This is a genomic window from Nostoc sp. T09, assembly GCF_002154695.1.
Classification (GTDB): domain Bacteria; phylum Cyanobacteriota; class Cyanobacteriia; order Cyanobacteriales; family Nostocaceae; genus Aulosira.
This window is the reverse complement of sequence record NZ_MTAV01000082.1, coordinates 73,635-89,337: the sequence shown is the minus strand read 5'-3', so window position 1 is coordinate 89,337 and position 15,703 is coordinate 73,635. Positions and strand designations below refer to the sequence as shown.

Sequence of the window (15,703 nt, the reverse complement as noted above, 5' to 3'; positions counted from 1 at the left end):
CTCAGGATAGGCCAACTTTTTCACTTACTTCATTTTCTGTGATGACATATTCTTGAAGTGCTCGTAGAGAGCAATTTAGAAAACAGAAAAGCCCCTATAGCTACAAAGGGGCTTTTAAAATATTGTTTATCCTGAACAATCAGTTTATTTTAGTAGCAATAAAACTTTGCTGCTATCGCGGCATGTATGGATCTATACTACCAATTTCAAACTCACATGCTCTAGAAACTGCTTCTGGGGATAATTCATCAAAACTTACTAATCGTAAATAACTGGGGTTAGCTATCAGTTCTTTTGCTAATAAGAACCCAGCAATAGACCAAGTTTGATATTTCCTAGCTTGCTTACCAATCAATCGTCCTTTTTTACCATCGTAATATTCTGGCCATTCATCTTCACTTAGACGTGTTTGGGCAAGTTCAATAGCCTTTCTAACTAAACCTGTTTTGTTAGTTTTCACAGCAGCAGCTGCCATCATCCACATCAAAACTGGCCAGCTTCCAGCATTATGATAAGACCAAGGAATATTTTTGGGGTCACATCCTGTGACAATTCTATACTCTTCGTGTTCTAAAGCTGGGAAACAAATTTTCATTGGCATATCTCCCACCAAATCGTCCCATCTTTCCTCAATGAGGTTCATAATCGCTTGCGACTGTTCTTCAGTTGCAAGATCGGAAATGATCGCCATCAAATTACCAAGGGAAAAGAAACGAGTATCTAGTTGAGAAGGACCAACATTACCAGCTAAATAACCACCTTTTCTCGGTAGCCATTTATCTAATTCATAATAAGGAAGAGAGTCTACATATATATTGAATAAATTGACTGCTCCTTTGCCATACTCTTCACTCTTGAAGCGATAAATCGCATTCAAGCGATTTATATCTATCCAATAATGTTGACGAATATGAGCGCATAAAAGAGGTAAGCGGTTATCAATTGCTGCCACAATATCCTGATTACCTTGACAAATTAGCAGTTCACGAGCAGCACGCAGAGCCGTATAAAATAAAACTTGAATTTCTAGAGGATGACCATATATACCCAAACGGCGATCAATCATACAAGCGCCATCTGGAACCAACAACGTTGGGTACATATCAAAACGATTCGCCAAGCAGATTTCCATAATCAACTTGATACCATTTTGAAATTCAGGCTGATACGCTATGGAATAATCTTTAGTAGCGACTACATAAGCACGCAATAAAATAATCCACCAGAGACAGGAATCAACAGGTGTAACTCTAGCGATCGCATGTTCGCCAAAATCTGCTTCTAAATATTCCTCACCATTGAGAGACACAACTTTGAAGCTAGCTGGAATTAGACCTCTTCCAGGTTTATATGCATCTAATGCTCTTTCTTTAGGCTGTAACTTTAATGTTTCTTCTAGAAAATTGCGGACAATTTCCGTTTTACCTTTGATTAGGAAAATTAGAGCCGACGAAACAAAATCTCGGATAAAGCATTGGTCGTAATTCAGCGCCTCTACAGATGCATCGTATGCGGCCAAAGTCCCAATAGGACGACCTTGATAATAGATAATTGACTTTTCTAGTGCTTGCCAGGCTTCTTCTTCTATATTTTCAGCTATTACCAATTCGTTTATTTGCATCGCCAGAATAACTCCATTAGGATTGTAAATTGGTGTAGATGCGCTTTGATTTATGCTGCTATTCAGATCATAACAAAGACGATTTTTGGAATAGCAAATAGAATTTGGGAATAATGAAGTCTAAAAAAGATGTCTGTAACTGCCGATTTTTTGCAGCTTAATTGACAGTTAATTTGCTTTTAAGCAACGATCATCTTGGTGAATGACAATTTTATTTTTTCACCTTAAGCAATAATATTACTTTTAAAGCACTTACGCAAAATATATTTTTAGATTGTTTAACAAGCTTTCATGTCCGGAGTGTTTGCGTTGCCAAACAAATATATATTGCTAGCACTGTTATAAGATTTCCTTAATTTTTTCCCTAGTTAAAGTATCTCTACTTAACTAGGGCTTAGTTTTTCAGACTACAAATTAATTTATTCCCCTATAACTTAATAATTTATAACGTTTTTTCAGAATATGCAATATGAATAATTAAAAAATTTTAGAAGTCAATACTTCTTAAGGATTATATATTGTAACTTATTTACCCATTAAGCAGCGAGCCTGTAAGAGTAAGTATGCAAAATGTGACGTATATCAGAGTGAGGAGTAATAAATTTTTATATTCTTGTTGATAAATGAAGAATAAGCAATATTTAGCGTAGTTAAAGTGATTATTAAAACAATATCAAAATGATCATTTTTGAGTTGCCTGACAGCTTTATATAAAATAAGGTTCACGCAAAGGCGCATAGACACGAAGCGGCTTCCCGAAGGGTAGGTGCAAAGGAAGAGAGTAGGTAGAGATGCGATCGTGCTTGACTCTTTCCTCCTGTTGCAATTGGTAATTTTTGAAACAGTAAAACCCTTCAGTTAAAATACCGAAGGGTCATCTTTGTTATTTGGCAAATATTGTATACGTCATTATAAACTACGCGCACCTTTTCCACGATTGCAATGGAAACACAGCGTTTGCAAATTGTTCATGTCGTTACTGCCTCCTTTAGAAAAAGGCTTTTTATGGTCAACTTCTAGCGTGACTTGTGGTGGACTTTGACCACAAGAAACACATTTATGGTCATCTCTTTGCAAAACTGCAAAACGAATTGATAGGGGAATATGACGCGATCGCTTTTTTGTTTGCTGGTTAGATTTGGATTGGGATTTGGTAGCAGGTTTTTTAGCCTTTAGCTTTTTTGCTTTATCGGCTTTTTGACCATTAGCCTGATTAATCAAATCCCGAATCATACCTCTTACCAGTTTTTGCAGTGGATTAGGAGGATTTTTTGCCATCTACAGCTTAGTCAAAAAAGACTTTCTTCACTCCATAAGCTGCAAGTCCTGCGGTTGCAACAATTCCTGCTGCTGGTAATGCAACAACTGTCGTTGTCGTAAATCCTAGAACACCTAAAATTCCAGGTGCAGTTGAAGTAAGTGTAGCTACTGTAATAGAGCCTAGACCAGCAGCAGCCGATGAAGCAGCTGCAATAGCACGTATAGCATTAGAGTCTTGTGAGCTTAGCATTTATGTGTATCCTGTATTTACAGCTTACTTAGTCAAAAATTTTCTTCAAGCCATAAGCAGCAAGTCCAACCACTGCACCAGCAGCTACTACCGGAGCAGCGCCAATAGCAACAGCAGTTCCTCCTACTGCTAGACCCATACCGCCAACGGTCGCTGCGACCCCTGCACCTGCTGCGGCTCCACCTGCTGCAAATGCCGCAGCTTCTTTAATATCATCTTCCTGGCGTTTTTTAGCCATTATCTTTTTTACCTAAAAATTAATTAGATCTATAAAAAAAATAACAGAAGCTTGTTTTAGACTCCATTTGTGCTTTTACTTAAATCTTGAATTAGCTTTTCGTGAAGCAGTAAAAGTAAAAATACACAGTTCATTAAGCTTATTTATGAAAAAATTTAAACTGCGATCACAAATCTTCAGACATTTTAAGTTTTACCTTATAGAAATAACTCTTTATTTTCTTCTTTCTCTATGTTCTCTGGGCCTCTGCGGTTCGTTTTCAGCAAAATACCCATAGGTAAAGCTTGAGAACTACTAGCAAAAGTTTCTTATTTCTGTCACCTATAGCCAGGACACCAGAACAATCAATCCCCACCGCTAGAAAAAGCTTATCCTCTTCTTGCTCAATTTCTTATAGTGAAGTTCATAGCCTGTGACGGTATTGTAGTAAAAGCTATGCCTGGATAAAACAAACAATTTATATGACTTCGGTTTCTCCTCATAAAAAAGCCAGAGCTTTAAAAGCCACTAGCCGCCGTCCTGCGAAAGAACTTTGTAGCGAGTGCGGACTGTGCGATACATACTACATCCACTACGTCAAAGAAGCTTGCGCCTTTATTAATCAGCAGATAGGCGAACTTGAAGAACAAGCCCACACTCGCCCCCGCAATCTCGATAACCCCGATGAACTCTACTTTGGTGTTCATCAAGACATGATGGCGGCGCGGAAACAGCAGCCTATCGAAGGGGCGCAATGGACTGGTATTGTCAGCAGTATTGCCATTGAAATGTTGAATCGTGGCATAGTTGAAGGTGTTGTCTGCGTGCAAAACACCAAAGAAGACCGCTTTCAACCCATGCCCATTATTGCCCGTACCCCAGAGGAAATACTGGCAGCTAAAGTAAATAAACCAACACTATCACCCAATTTATCTGTTTTAGAACAGATAGAAAAATCAGGGATGAAGCGGCTATTGGTGATTGGAGTTGGTTGCCAAATCCAGGCATTAAGAGCCGTAGAAAAACAGCTTGGGTTAGAAAAGCTGTATGTCTTAGGTACACCTTGCGTAGATAACGTTAGCCGTGCTGGACTCCAAAAATTCTTAGAAACCACCAGCCGATCGCCTGAGACAGTCGTGCATTATGAATTTATGCAAGACTTCCGAGTTCACTTCAAACATGAGGATGGTTCTACGGAAACCGTGCCATTCTTTGGCTTAAAGACCAATAAACTCAAAAATGTCTTTGCCCCTTCTTGCATGAGTTGCTTTGATTATGTCAACTCCCTAGCAGATTTAGTTGTCGGCTACATGGGCGCACCCTTCGGCTGGCAGTGGATTGTAGTTAGAAATGACACAGGCAAAGAAATGTTGAACTTGGTGAAAGACCAGTTAGACACTCAACCTGTCATGTCCCAAGGTAATCGTAAAGAAGCTGTACAACAAAGCATTCCCGCTTACGATAAAGCCGTTACTTTACCCATGTGGGCAGCAAAGTTGATGGGTGTGGTGATTGAAAGAATTGGGCCTAAGGGTTTGGAATATGCGCGGTTCTCGATTGATTCGCACTTTACAAGGAATTATTTGTATGTGAAGCGGAATCATCCGGAGAAGTTGGAGGCGCATGTGCCGGACTATGCCAAGCGGATCGTTGGGCAGTATAAGTTACCGGAGGAATAGCTCACGCAGAGGCGCAGAGGCGCAGAGAGAGCTGTTAGAGGTTATTAACTACCCGTGAGATACCGTCTTTAATTAGTGAGACGTTAAAGTTGATCAGCAATCCAACTCGCTTATCAGCAAGGCGTAGGTAGGTAAGAAGTTGCTTTTTGTGTACTGGATGAACGGCTTCCACTGATTTGAGTTCAACAATCACCTGATCTTGGACTATTAAATCAGCACGAAAGCCTTCATCTAAAACTACACCCTCATAAACAACCGGAATAATTACCTGTCTTCTTACCTGTAACTTGCGCTTCCGTAACTCAAAGTCCATTACAGTCTCATACACAGATTCCAGTAAACCAGGTCCCAAAGCCATATGAACCTTGTAAGCAGCATCCACAACTGCACCCGAAATCTCATTCTCAATCATTCTCCTCTGCGCCTCCGCGTCTCTGCGTGACACAATCCTAACTCATGTTACTTAGGACACCATCATCAAGCCATCCCCACTGCTTCTATCGCCGCCTCCAAAGCGATCGCAATATGAGTCCAATGCGTCCCCCCTTGGCAATAAACCACATACGGCTCACGCAAAGGCCCATCCGCTGAGAACTCCAAGGTACTTCCCTCGATAAATGTCCCCCCAGCCATGACTACCTGGCTCTCATATCCCGGCATTTCATCGGGGATCGGGTCTAGGTAGGAACCGATGGGAGAATTTTGTTGTACAGCTTTACAGAAGGCAATCAGCTTTTGCGCAGAACCGAGTTTGATTGCTTGAATTACATCTCGACGAGAAGCAAATGGTGCTGGATTTACTGGATAGCCAAGCTTGTCAAATACATAACCAGTCAGATGAGTACCTTTGATCGCCTCACCTACCATCTGCGGAGCTAAAAATAAGCCTTGGAATAGCAGACGATTTTGGTCAAAAGTAGCACCACCATAACTACCAATACCAGGAGCAGTGAGGCGGCAGGCAGCAGCTTCTACTAAGTCAGCATGACCAGCGACATATCCACCAGCAGTGACAATCGTGCCACCAGGATTTTTAATCAATGACCCTGCCATTAAATCAGCACCGACGGCTGTGGGTTCTTTTGTTTCGATGAATTCGCCGTAGCAGTTGTCTACAAAGCAAATGGTGTTGGGATTTTGTTGTTTGACTAAATGAACGATTTTTTCGATGTCAGCAATGGATAAGCTAGGACGCCAAGAATAACCACAAGAACGCTGAATTAACACTAAGCGAGTATTATCACCTACCTGAGTGCTTAAACCTTGCCAGTCTATGGTTCCGTCCGAGGTTAAGTCTAATTGGCGGTAATTTATGCCAAACTCAATAAGGGAGCCTTGCCCTTGACCCCTTAGACCAATTACTTCTTCGAGCGTATCGTAGGGAGAACCGACCACTGCTAACATTTCATCTCCAGGACGTAGCACACCAAATAACGCACAAGCGATCGCATGAGTCCCGGAAACAAACTGCACTCGCACCGCCGCTGCTTCGGCACCCATTACTTCGGCAAATACTTTATCTAAAGTTTCTCGTCCTAAATCATCGTGACCATAGCCACTTACACCCGCAAAATGGTGTGCACCGACACGGTGATTACGAAAGGCATTCAGCACTTTTTGAAGATTTTGCTTGACCTGAGCGTCAATTCCAGAAAAAATCTCTAACAGTGCCTGTTCTGCTTGCCGCAGCTGTTCCAAGCTGTTCATTGTTTCCTCGTTCACAAAAAAATTTAAGATGCGGATTTTTAAATCGCGCAGACTAGGCTTGACCTTTCCTATTCAGGTTTCCCATGACAATTGCTACCTCAACCAAACTTCAAATTAACTGGGTTAATACCCTATTCTTCGCTGCATTGCACATCGGAGCTCTGTTTGCCTTGGTTCCTAGTAACTTTAGCTGGAATGCAGTTGGTGTCGGTTTATTGCTCTACTGGATCACTGGTGGTTTAGGAATTACTTTGGGATTTCACCGCCTGGTTACCCATCGCAGTTTTCAAACTCCCAAGTGGCTGGAATATCTATTGGTTATTTTCGGAACTCTCGCCTGTCAAGGTGGGCCAATTGAGTGGGTAGGTACGCACCGTATCCATCATCTACATTCGGATACTGAACAAGACCCCCATGATTCCAATAAGGGTTTTTGGTGGAGTCACATGGGTTGGCTGATTTATCACGCACCTGCTCACGCAGAAGTTCCTCGCTTCACTAAAGACATTGCCGATGACCCAGTCTATCAGTTTTTGCAAAAATATTTCATTCTCGTCCAAGTAGCTCTGGGTTTATTGCTATTAGCTATTGGCGGTTGGCCGATGGTGGTTTGGGGAATTTTTGTGCGGATTGTTTGGGTTTACCACTGTACTTGGTTGGTCAATAGCGCCACTCACAAATTTGGTTATCGTAGCCATGAAGCTGGCGATCGCTCGACTAACTGCTGGTGGGTAGCCTTACTGGTGTTTGGTGAAGGCTGGCACAATAATCATCATGCTTTCCAATACTCAGCTCGTCACGGTTTGGAATGGTGGGAAATTGACATGACTTGGATGACTATTCAATTGCTGCAAGCTCTAGGTCTCGCTACAAATGTGAAGCTTGCAGATAAAAAGTCTTAAGCAAATCGTTAATTTTCAGTCAGGTCTTGACATTGGATGCTTGGCTGTAGACGTTTAATTGGCGACGAAGTTTTTTTAGCAACTATGATATCCATTCAATAATTTCGAAAAAAGAGTGGGTGAGATTGCTATAATCCGAGACGCTAATGTTAAGAAACTTTGCGGCAAACCACTATGTGGTGTGTTGGAGATAGATTTTGTTGTTTTTCAGGTTTTCATGACTACATCAATAATCCAAAATCAGAAACAAGCTTATAACCTTAGTAATTCCGACCTGAGGCTTAAAGATATAATTAAAACCTTGCCAAAGGAGTGCTTTCAGAAGAATAGGCGTAAAGCTTGGACAAAGGTGCTGATTGCTGTGGTGATGGTGGCTTTAGGCTACTTCAGCATCGCCATTTCTCCTTGGTTCCTCTTGCCCTTTGCTTGGATTTTTACAGGCACTGCTTTAACAGGTTTTTTTGTTATCGCTCATGATTGTGGTCATCGTTCGTTTGCTAACCGTCGCTGGGTAAACGATTTGGTAGGGCATTTGTTGATGATGCCTTTGATTTACCCATTTCACAGTTGGCGTATTAAGCATAATTATCACCATAAGCATACAAATAAGCTGGATGAGGACAATGCTTGGCATCCAATTAGAACAGAAGTATTTGAAAATTGGGGTTCATTCCACCAGTCTATTTTTGAAGGCTTCATGCGTAACCGCCTCTGGTGGGTAGGTTCTGTTGGACATTGGGCAGTTGTACATTTTGATTGGCGTAATTTTAAAACTAAAGACCAATCAAGTGTTAAGCTTTCTGTGGCTGTAGTAGTTTTGTTTGCAGCAGTGGCGTTCCCATTACTCATCGCTACAACTGGTATCTGGGGATTTGTCAAATTTTGGCTTTTACCCTGGTTGGTTTACCATTTTTGGATGAGTACTTTTACAATTGTTCACCATACTGCTTCAGATGTACCTTTTGTGGCAGCGAACAAGTGGAACGAGGCTTTAGCACAACTATCGGGAACTATTCACTGTGATTATCCACGCTGGGTAGAATTCCTGTGCCATGATATTAATGTTCATGTACCCCATCATCTTTCTACTGCTATTCCTTCTTATAATCTGCGGCTAGCTTACAGCAGCATCAAAGAAAATTGGGGGGATTATCTGCATGATGAAAGCAAGTTCTCTTGGGCATTAATGAAACAAATTACAGGCCAATGTCAACTGTACATAACTGATGTTGGTTATCAGACTTTTGACGACTATTACTCAGGGCGATAATTCAAAGAGGAAGTATAACTTGGGAAGGTGTATAGTCTTCCTGAAAGTTTTACCCTAAACTTCTTTGTGTGATCGCTCTGTGAGCTATCTCGATTCTGGCAGTTTCTACTGATGAACATTGTTCAGGGAATTGCCAGAAAATATCCTTGTGCGGGTTAGTGAGAACAGAGATGTCTCCAAAGCTTTCCATTGCAGAGGTAACATTTCCTTGTTGAAAGCAAGGCTAGAATTTATATTTCATCGAATCCAGTGCCATCAAATAGTATTCCAGCAAATAGCCTTAACGTACTCCATCTCCCTAGCTCACAATCATCTGAAGATTACACAAAACTACCCTTTACCCTTCAGGAATTAAAAGCTGCAATCCCACCTGAATGCTTTCAGCCCAATTTAGGGAAATCACTTTTTTATTTTTTTCGAGACATCCTAATTATTTGTCTACTCTACGCAGTCGCTAATTATCTGGATTCTTGGTTTTTCTGGCCTGTTTTTTGGCTAATGCAAGGAACTATGTTCTGGGCTTTGTTTGTAGTTGGACATGACTGCGGACATCAGTCTTTTTCTAAAAAGAAATGGCTCAATGATTTAATTGGCCATTTTGCTCACACACCGATACTCGTCCCTTATCATGGTTGGCGAATTAGCCACAGAACCCACCATCTCAATACGGGTAATCTTGATAATGACGAAAGTTGGTATCCTGTGAACGAATCACAGTACAAAGAAATGCCGTGGTCACAAAAGATAGGCCGATATTATGTGTTTTTATTAGCTTATCCGGTATATCTGTTCAAGCGTTCTCCTAATAAAGAAGGTTCCCACTTTTTGCCCAGTAGCCCACTTTTCAAGTCATCCGAAAAATGGGATGTCATTACCAGCACTGTACTTTGGACTTGCATGGTAGCCTTACTTGGGTTTTTCACATATCAATGGGGTTGGATATGGTTGTTGAAAAATTATGCCGTACCATACATTGTGTTTGTAATTTGGCTAGATATGGTGACATTCTTACATCATACTGAGCCAGATATTCCCTGGTATCGTGGGGAAGATTGGACTTTCCTTAAAGGCGCTATTTCCAGCATTGACCGCAATTACGGTTGGCTAAATCATATCCATCATGATATCGGTACTCATGTAGCTCACCATATATTCCTAAACATCCCTCACTACAATTTGCTAAAGGCAACTGAGGCAATTAAACCAGTTATGGGAGACTTATTTCGTGAGTCTCAAGAACCGATTTGGAAATCATTATGGCATTCCTGTTTTAGCTGTCATTTTGTGCCCGATTCTGGAGCAAAAGTTTACTATACATCCAATAGTAAATTTGTCAAAGGTTCATCAAGAGACAGCTTTTTATGAACTAAAGCATAGGCGTAGAGCAAGAGATTTGAAATTTACTTTCAGTTGTATCTCTCTACGCTTTTTTACATTTTGGCTAACTAATGCTAGCCTGCTTGTTGGCAAAGATGCAAGTCTTCTATGAATGAGTACTAAGAATAACCAGTAAAAATTATTTTTACTATTCTCTCTTTCTAAGCACGACTTTCAAGGTAGATTCTAGGTTGTTAATTTTGGCAACACAACCTCAGTCTAAGCAATTTTTGTCAATTAATTTACATTTTATTTAACTGAGGATTTTCTATGACGCAACCACAGCTAACACGAGTAACTTTTACTAAAAACTTCGGTTTTAGAAAAGAACTCAATAAACGAGTTGATGCTTATTTTAAGTCAGAAAACATTGCAACAAGAGATAATCCAGCAATGTACTTAAAAACATTCATTATTGCAGCATGGGTAATTTCTGCCTGGACATTTACTCTGTTTGGTCCACCGCAAATATGGCTAAAAGTGATTGGCTGCATTGTTCTAGGATTTGGTATTGCTGCTGTTGGATTTAGTGTAGGACATGACGCTAATCATGGTGGTTATTCTAGTAAAAAATGGGTTAATAATGTCTTGGGTTCGACTTATGACGTGATTGGATTATCTAGTTATTTATGGAGATACCGTCATAATTTTTTACATCATACTTTTACGAATATATTAGGTCATGATGTAGAAATACATGGTGATGGCTTAGTGCGGATGACTCCTTATATGGAACATAAATGGTATCACTCATTTCAACACATATTTATTTTATCTATCTATACAGTCATACCAATTTATTGGTCTTTTGCTGATATTCATATCATTCTGTTTAAGCGTAAATATCATTCCCATGTGGTTCCTACACCTAAACCACTAGATATGCTTATCCTTTTTGGTGGTAAAGTCATTTGGCTGGCACTTTTTATCGGGGTACCTATTGCTGTTGGATACAATCCAATTCAGGTGCTTGTAGGATTTCTCATCACTTACATGACCTATGGATTTTGGATTTGCATAGTTTTCATGCTGGCTCATGTCATGGACACAGCAGAGTTTATTCAACCAGATGGAAAACTAGAGGAAATTGATGATGAATGGGCAATTTTTCAAGTCAGAACAACTGTTGATTTCGCTCCTAATAATCACTTTTTAAATTGGTATTTAGGTGGTCTTAATTATCAAGTTATTCATCATTTATTTCCTCATGTATGCCATATTCACTATCCAAAAATAGCTCCTATATTGGCAGAATTGTGTGAGGAGTATGGAGTGAAATATAATGTTTGTCCAACATTTACAGCAGCACTTGTTTCTAATTTTCGCTGGCTGAAATATCTAGGAACTACGCCAAATGCAGAATATAAAGCTCCAGCTTTGGTGAATAACTAGTAGAATTTGAAATTTCCGTAATATATACGTAGGGACATGGTAATACTGTGTTCCTACGTATATATGTAATTAACTTGACTATGAAGCGTGATGATCTTTAAGAATATTCAGAGTGTACAAAAATAAATGCAGAATTTCGAGAGATGATATCGGAGAACTGTGATGGCATATGAAATCACATTCTCCTTTCTTTATGTTATGTTCAAGAAGTTTAAGGTTAAATCTCAAAATCTAATTCGAGCATCAGTTAAAAATATAATTTCAAACTTTAATCTAATAATTTCGGCAGGTTTATAATTTACGTTAACTAAAATTGCCAAAGTAAATCAATATCAATTCTAAAATCTGGAGATATAAGAATATGTCTTTCAGGGGCCATGTCTATTCAAGCGGTTTCAAACTCCAATACATTGTTGAAGGTAACGGCGTTCCTACTATCGTGGTTGGAAGTTCACTGTATTACTCTCGAACGTTTTCTAAGAATCTTCGTAACAGTTTAAAGTTGGTCTTTGTCGATCATCGAGGTTTTTCACCTCCTCATGATTGTAAAGATATTTCTCAGTATAATTTAGACTTACTAGTTGATGATATAGAACTCGTTAGGAAAGAGTTAGGATTTGACAATGTTATTGTTATTGGTCATTCAGGCCATGCATTTATCGCGCTAGAGTATGCCAAGAAATATCCTGCTAATGTGTCTCATGTGGTAATGATGTGTGCAGCACCAAATTTCTCACCTGAAGGGCGTGCTGCTGCGGAACAATATCTGAATGACTCTGTTTGTCCTGAACGTAAAGCAGCTCTTGCTCTTAACCTGACTAGGTTGCCTCAAGAAATGGCAACCGCACCTGAGAAAGCTTTTATTACGTATTGCCTTCTCATGGGACCCAAAAGTTGGTTTGACTATAACTATGACGCGACAAAACTTTGGGAGGGTGTGGAAGTAAATATGGCTATGTTTGATTATGTTTGGGGTGAGGTTTTTCGGGACATAGATATTACTGAGAACTTAGATAAGTTGGAAGCGCCTGTACTCCTTGCTCTCGGTCAGTATGATTACCTGATTCCACCAGCACATATGTGGGAATCTGTAAGAGACAAGTTCAGTAATCTGACTATCCGCATATTTGAGAAAAGCAGCCATGCGCCTCACTTTGAAGAGCCGGAACTATTCGATAAAGAGTTGATCAACTGGCTTTTCAATAGCTAAGCCTTCGTTCTATAGGAAATCCAACATTTTCTTCTCTTTAGGGTTTCAACTACTTCCTCAAAAAGCAAAGTCCGCATCCACTTTTAATCAAATAAGGCTTAATTGTAGTTGAAATCTCCAATTAAGAAGCCCAGATTTTTCAGTTGTGTCCTCTGCGTTTCTCTAAAATCGTCCATTTCCTTGGACAATATGCTTGACTGTCGTCAGGGTTTCCAGGCTAATAAATCCGCGACGATGACCTTTTTGATTAGACATACCTAGGAATACTGCATCTCCGCGTGAGGGATTGCGGGAAAAACGGGGGGAAGCATTGATATAAGTAGAAGCGCTGTTGACTCCCAAGGCAAATTGTCGGCTTTCTTGGTAGGATTCAGTCACAATGCAGTCGGCATGACCGCTACTGTATTGATTAATCCAAGCGATCGCACCCTCTAGGCTATCAACTAGTTTAAAAGCTACTGTCTTGGTTAAATAGGCGCTTCCCCATTCACCTTCCTTAGCTAGTTGCAATTGGGGAAAGGCTTCTACTAATTCGGCATCGCCTTTGACTTCAAACCCTTTGTCCTTTAAGCTGTTCCACAGAACTGCCAATGATGATGGTAAGGCTTGCCGATGAATTAGTACTTTTTCAATAGCGTTGACTGGATCTGGCTCGCTTTCATGGCTATCAATAATCATCCACCGCACCATCTCCAAGCTGCTATTTAGCGACCAATAAAGGTAACAGTTGCCCATTGCTGATTTTAAAACTGGGCAAGTTGCTTGCCGCATTACCTGCTGTACCAAGGTGGAACGTCCGTAGGGAATGACTAAATTCAAGTATTGGTCTTGGATGACTAAATCCCGAATGGATGCGCCATGTTCTGTCGTAATCAGTTCTAAACAGCCTGATGGTAGACCTGCTTCAGTAATAGCAGTTTGTAGTACATTCGCGATCGCTTCGTTAGAATGGCTGGCCTCTGTACTACCTTTAAGAATGATACTATTACCAGTTTTGATACATAAACCCGCTGCGATCGCTCCTAAATCAGGAAAGGCTTCATAAATAAATGCAATGACACCTAAGGGCATTAGCTGGGAGTAGCTTTGAGAATCATCTTGTTGATACTCAGCGTTTCTCACTCGCCGCAGCGGATCTGATAATTCCCCCAAACGTTGTAGGATTTCTACTGTCGTTTCTAGCCTTGTGGGAGTTAATTTTAGCCAATCTAAAATCAACTCTGGCACAGCCATTTCCCGACTCGCTTCTAGATCTAAAGTGTTAGCCTCTAGAATGTCATCAAATGAGCGTTCTATTGCTCGTGCCATCGCCAATACAGCACGACTGCGGTCTACTCCCTTTGCGATCCCCAGCTTTAGGGAAGCTTGATAAGCGCGTTTAGCGCTATTGATTGGTTCGGGGCGATCATCCAAAACTTCAACGGTCATTGGTTAACGTCTGTAGGTAAGCCAGACCATTAGTGCTGGCAAAATAGCCAAGAGCACCGCCACCATTGCCCAAGCAATAATGGTGGAACCATTTGCTAATCGCAGTGCTAATGGTAGCCATATAATCACTAGCACGAAAATAATGCCCAGCGCTATCGGCAGATAGCTTTCTCCCAGTCGAGGATGGACAACATGCCAACTATTTCCTACCCAGCGCCAAGCTCGCTTGTAGGGATAAGTGGTAGAGAGTTGCTCTAGGACATAAGCATCATTTTCCACCACAAAGATTTGTTGACAGCGATCGCAACCAAATGCATCTGTCAGCGTAATCGGAATTAACCGTCCCCGGCGACGACAGGGACAGGGGTATTCCGTATTGAAGTCAATTTTTTCAGGTTTTTGAGATTGCACAAGCGTTCTAATAACTTGAGCTTATTTTTTACAATATGTGGAAATAACATTCCCTGGTCTATACCTTGGGTACTGGTTTTCTGATATTCCAGATTTACATAGATGGGGAGGCAAAGCCAATACTGCTATGATCCCCAAGGATAGATGAGGCTAAATTATGCTGTCGTAACTACGATCTTAAAGTTCTGATGTTTGACCAGAGGCTATCGGTCTGCGGTTCTTCCCTATATTGGGCAATCTTGTTTAAGGATTTTCTACTCTTCATCTGTGGCTTAAAAGGTAATTTTAGTCGTGTTCTTAGACATTTATGCTTTTTGAATATCTGGCACAGTTCTCAGTTTACGTGGCGACATCTCATAAAACAACTGTTCTTTGAGGTTACCCGTAAAAGTAATCAGTACCAGCAAATCAAGTACTTAGCTATTGCCAATGCCCCTGTTTGGATTGATCGTGGCTGACTCGTTATTACTCTCCTGTGTATTCATTATTGCTTATTTTCAAGTATAAACACTCAGGTATTACTAAGAAATCACAGAGATTTTTTGAGAACAGGGAGCCTAAAAACATTAGTGAGTTTATCCAACTCTTGCCCTCGGTAGATTTTGGCTCACTTCACTGCTACACAGCAATTTGCACCTAACAATATTGCGATTAATCTAGCCACCCTTCATCCAGTGTAGTACACTGTACAAAAAACGAATTGGCTACATCTATAAAGATTAGCTTAAGCTAGTTTTATACGTTAGTGAACTGGGGTTTTGTATTCTTCATTAAAGCGGGTAACGCGATTCGAACGCGCGACATTCACCTTGGCAAGGTGACGCTCTACCACTGAGCTATACCCGCAATCTTTAGACAAATACTAGACTCTCATATCTGTTCTGAGTTGTCAAGGCCTTAGTTGAGTTTTGAGTAACGAGTGCTGAGTACTAAGTCAACCAAGAGAGTAGGGGAACAAAGGGAAGGAGGAAGCAGGGCA

Annotated in this window: 14 protein-coding genes and 1 tRNA gene; 6 read left to right on the top strand and 9 right to left on the bottom strand. The window is 40.6% G+C overall.

Going from position 1 to position 15,703, the window contains the following annotated elements:
• Positions 1 to 172 precede the first annotated feature (172 nt).
• The 4 genes from BV372_RS17645 to BV372_RS17630 form a co-directional block, all read right to left on the bottom strand.
• The gene (locus tag BV372_RS17645; RefSeq protein ID WP_086687798.1) at positions 173 to 1,621 is read right to left on the bottom strand and encodes a glycoside hydrolase 100 family protein; all 1,449 of its coding nucleotides are present in this window, start codon (positions 1,619 to 1,621) and stop codon (positions 173 to 175) included.
• A 909-nt stretch (positions 1,622 to 2,530) separates the two neighbouring features.
• On the bottom strand, positions 2,531 to 2,899 hold the full coding sequence (locus BV372_RS17640) for an HNH endonuclease (protein ID WP_256973293.1): 369 nt from the start codon (positions 2,897 to 2,899) through the stop codon (positions 2,531 to 2,533).
• A 7-nt stretch (positions 2,900 to 2,906) separates the two neighbouring features.
• The gene (locus tag BV372_RS17635; RefSeq protein WP_086687797.1) at positions 2,907 to 3,131 is read right to left on the bottom strand and encodes a hypothetical protein; all 225 of its coding nucleotides are present in this window, start codon (positions 3,129 to 3,131) and stop codon (positions 2,907 to 2,909) included.
• Between the two features lie 28 nt (positions 3,132 to 3,159).
• The gene (locus BV372_RS17630; protein ID WP_086687796.1) at positions 3,160 to 3,369 is read right to left on the bottom strand and encodes a hypothetical protein; all 210 of its coding nucleotides are present in this window, start codon (positions 3,367 to 3,369) and stop codon (positions 3,160 to 3,162) included.
• A 461-nt stretch (positions 3,370 to 3,830) separates the two neighbouring features.
• Between BV372_RS17630 and BV372_RS17625 the strand changes: the two genes are divergently transcribed.
• Positions 3,831 to 5,027 carry a Coenzyme F420 hydrogenase/dehydrogenase, beta subunit C-terminal domain gene (locus tag BV372_RS17625; RefSeq protein WP_086687795.1) on the top strand — a complete coding sequence of 399 codons (1,197 nt, stop codon included), beginning with the start codon at positions 3,831 to 3,833 and terminating at the stop codon, positions 5,025 to 5,027.
• Between the two features lie 34 nt (positions 5,028 to 5,061).
• Here BV372_RS17625 and BV372_RS17620 read toward each other — a convergent pair whose 3' ends face one another.
• The gene (locus BV372_RS17620; RefSeq protein WP_086687794.1) at positions 5,062 to 5,439 is read right to left on the bottom strand and encodes a GxxExxY protein; all 378 of its coding nucleotides are present in this window, start codon (positions 5,437 to 5,439) and stop codon (positions 5,062 to 5,064) included.
• A 65-nt stretch (positions 5,440 to 5,504) separates the two neighbouring features.
• A complete protein-coding gene (locus BV372_RS17615) occupies positions 5,505 to 6,734 on the bottom strand; it encodes a methionine gamma-lyase family protein (RefSeq protein ID WP_086687793.1) in 1,230 nt (409 codons plus the stop codon).
• Positions 6,735 to 6,817: 83 nt separating this feature from the next.
• Here BV372_RS17615 and BV372_RS17610 point away from each other — a divergent pair, with 83 nt between their 5' ends.
• The 5 genes from BV372_RS17610 (at position 6,818) to BV372_RS17590 (ending at position 12,885) form a co-directional block, all read left to right on the top strand.
• Complete coding sequence (locus tag BV372_RS17610; protein ID WP_086687792.1) at positions 6,818 to 7,636, top strand: acyl-CoA desaturase; 819 nt, start codon at positions 6,818 to 6,820, stop codon at positions 7,634 to 7,636.
• Positions 7,637 to 7,853: 217 nt separating this feature from the next.
• Positions 7,854 to 8,906, top strand: a complete 1,053-nt coding sequence (locus tag BV372_RS17605) for a fatty acid desaturase (RefSeq protein WP_086687791.1) — start codon at positions 7,854 to 7,856, stop codon at positions 8,904 to 8,906.
• 249 nt (positions 8,907 to 9,155) lie between these two features.
• The gene (locus BV372_RS17600) at positions 9,156 to 10,271 is read left to right on the top strand and encodes a fatty acid desaturase (RefSeq protein ID WP_373270780.1); all 1,116 of its coding nucleotides are present in this window, start codon (positions 9,156 to 9,158) and stop codon (positions 10,269 to 10,271) included.
• Between the two features lie 282 nt (positions 10,272 to 10,553).
• Positions 10,554 to 11,675, top strand: a complete 1,122-nt coding sequence (locus BV372_RS17595) for an acyl-CoA desaturase (protein ID WP_086687790.1) — start codon at positions 10,554 to 10,556, stop codon at positions 11,673 to 11,675.
• Positions 11,676 to 12,114: 439 nt separating this feature from the next.
• Positions 12,115 to 12,885, top strand: coding sequence for an alpha/beta fold hydrolase (locus tag BV372_RS17590; RefSeq protein ID WP_218776739.1), 771 nt, complete (start codon positions 12,115 to 12,117; stop codon positions 12,883 to 12,885).
• Positions 12,886 to 13,047: 162 nt separating this feature from the next.
• Here the strand turns inward: BV372_RS17590 and BV372_RS17585 are convergent, their stop codons facing one another.
• From BV372_RS17585 to BV372_RS17575, 3 genes are all read right to left on the bottom strand, one after another.
• Positions 13,048 to 14,313 carry a glutamate-5-semialdehyde dehydrogenase gene (locus tag BV372_RS17585; protein WP_086687788.1) on the bottom strand — a complete coding sequence of 422 codons (1,266 nt, stop codon included), beginning with the start codon at positions 14,311 to 14,313 and terminating at the stop codon, positions 13,048 to 13,050.
• A 3-nt stretch (positions 14,314 to 14,316) separates the two neighbouring features.
• On the bottom strand, positions 14,317 to 14,724 hold the full coding sequence (locus tag BV372_RS17580; protein WP_086687787.1) for a hypothetical protein: 408 nt from the start codon (positions 14,722 to 14,724) through the stop codon (positions 14,317 to 14,319).
• Between the two features lie 774 nt (positions 14,725 to 15,498).
• Positions 15,499 to 15,570 (bottom strand) — tRNA-Gly (locus BV372_RS17575).
• Positions 15,571 to 15,703 lie beyond the last annotated feature (133 nt).

Coding starts and splice junctions, on each gene's coding strand:
- BV372_RS17610 (WP_086687792.1), top strand. CDS start 6,818: ATGACAATTGCTACCTCAACCAAACTTCAAATTAACTGGGTTAATACC.
- BV372_RS17595 (WP_086687790.1), top strand. CDS start 10,554: ATGACGCAACCACAGCTAACACGAGTAACTTTTACTAAAAACTTCGGT.
- BV372_RS17630 (WP_086687796.1), bottom strand. CDS start 3,369: ATGGCTAAAAAACGCCAGGAAGATGATATTAAAGAAGCTGCGGCATTT.
- BV372_RS17585 (WP_086687788.1), bottom strand. CDS start 14,313: ATGACCGTTGAAGTTTTGGATGATCGCCCCGAACCAATCAATAGCGCT.
- BV372_RS17645 (WP_086687798.1), bottom strand. CDS start 1,621: ATGCAAATAAACGAATTGGTAATAGCTGAAAATATAGAAGAAGAAGCC.
- BV372_RS17635 (WP_086687797.1), bottom strand. CDS start 3,131: ATGCTAAGCTCACAAGACTCTAATGCTATACGTGCTATTGCAGCTGCT.
- BV372_RS17640 (WP_256973293.1), bottom strand. CDS start 2,899: ATGGCAAAAAATCCTCCTAATCCACTGCAAAAACTGGTAAGAGGTATG.
- BV372_RS17620 (WP_086687794.1), bottom strand. CDS start 5,439: ATGATTGAGAATGAGATTTCGGGTGCAGTTGTGGATGCTGCTTACAAG.
- BV372_RS17625 (WP_086687795.1), top strand. CDS start 3,831: ATGACTTCGGTTTCTCCTCATAAAAAAGCCAGAGCTTTAAAAGCCACT.
- BV372_RS17615 (WP_086687793.1), bottom strand. CDS start 6,734: ATGAACAGCTTGGAACAGCTGCGGCAAGCAGAACAGGCACTGTTAGAG.
- BV372_RS17605 (WP_086687791.1), top strand. CDS start 7,854: ATGACTACATCAATAATCCAAAATCAGAAACAAGCTTATAACCTTAGT.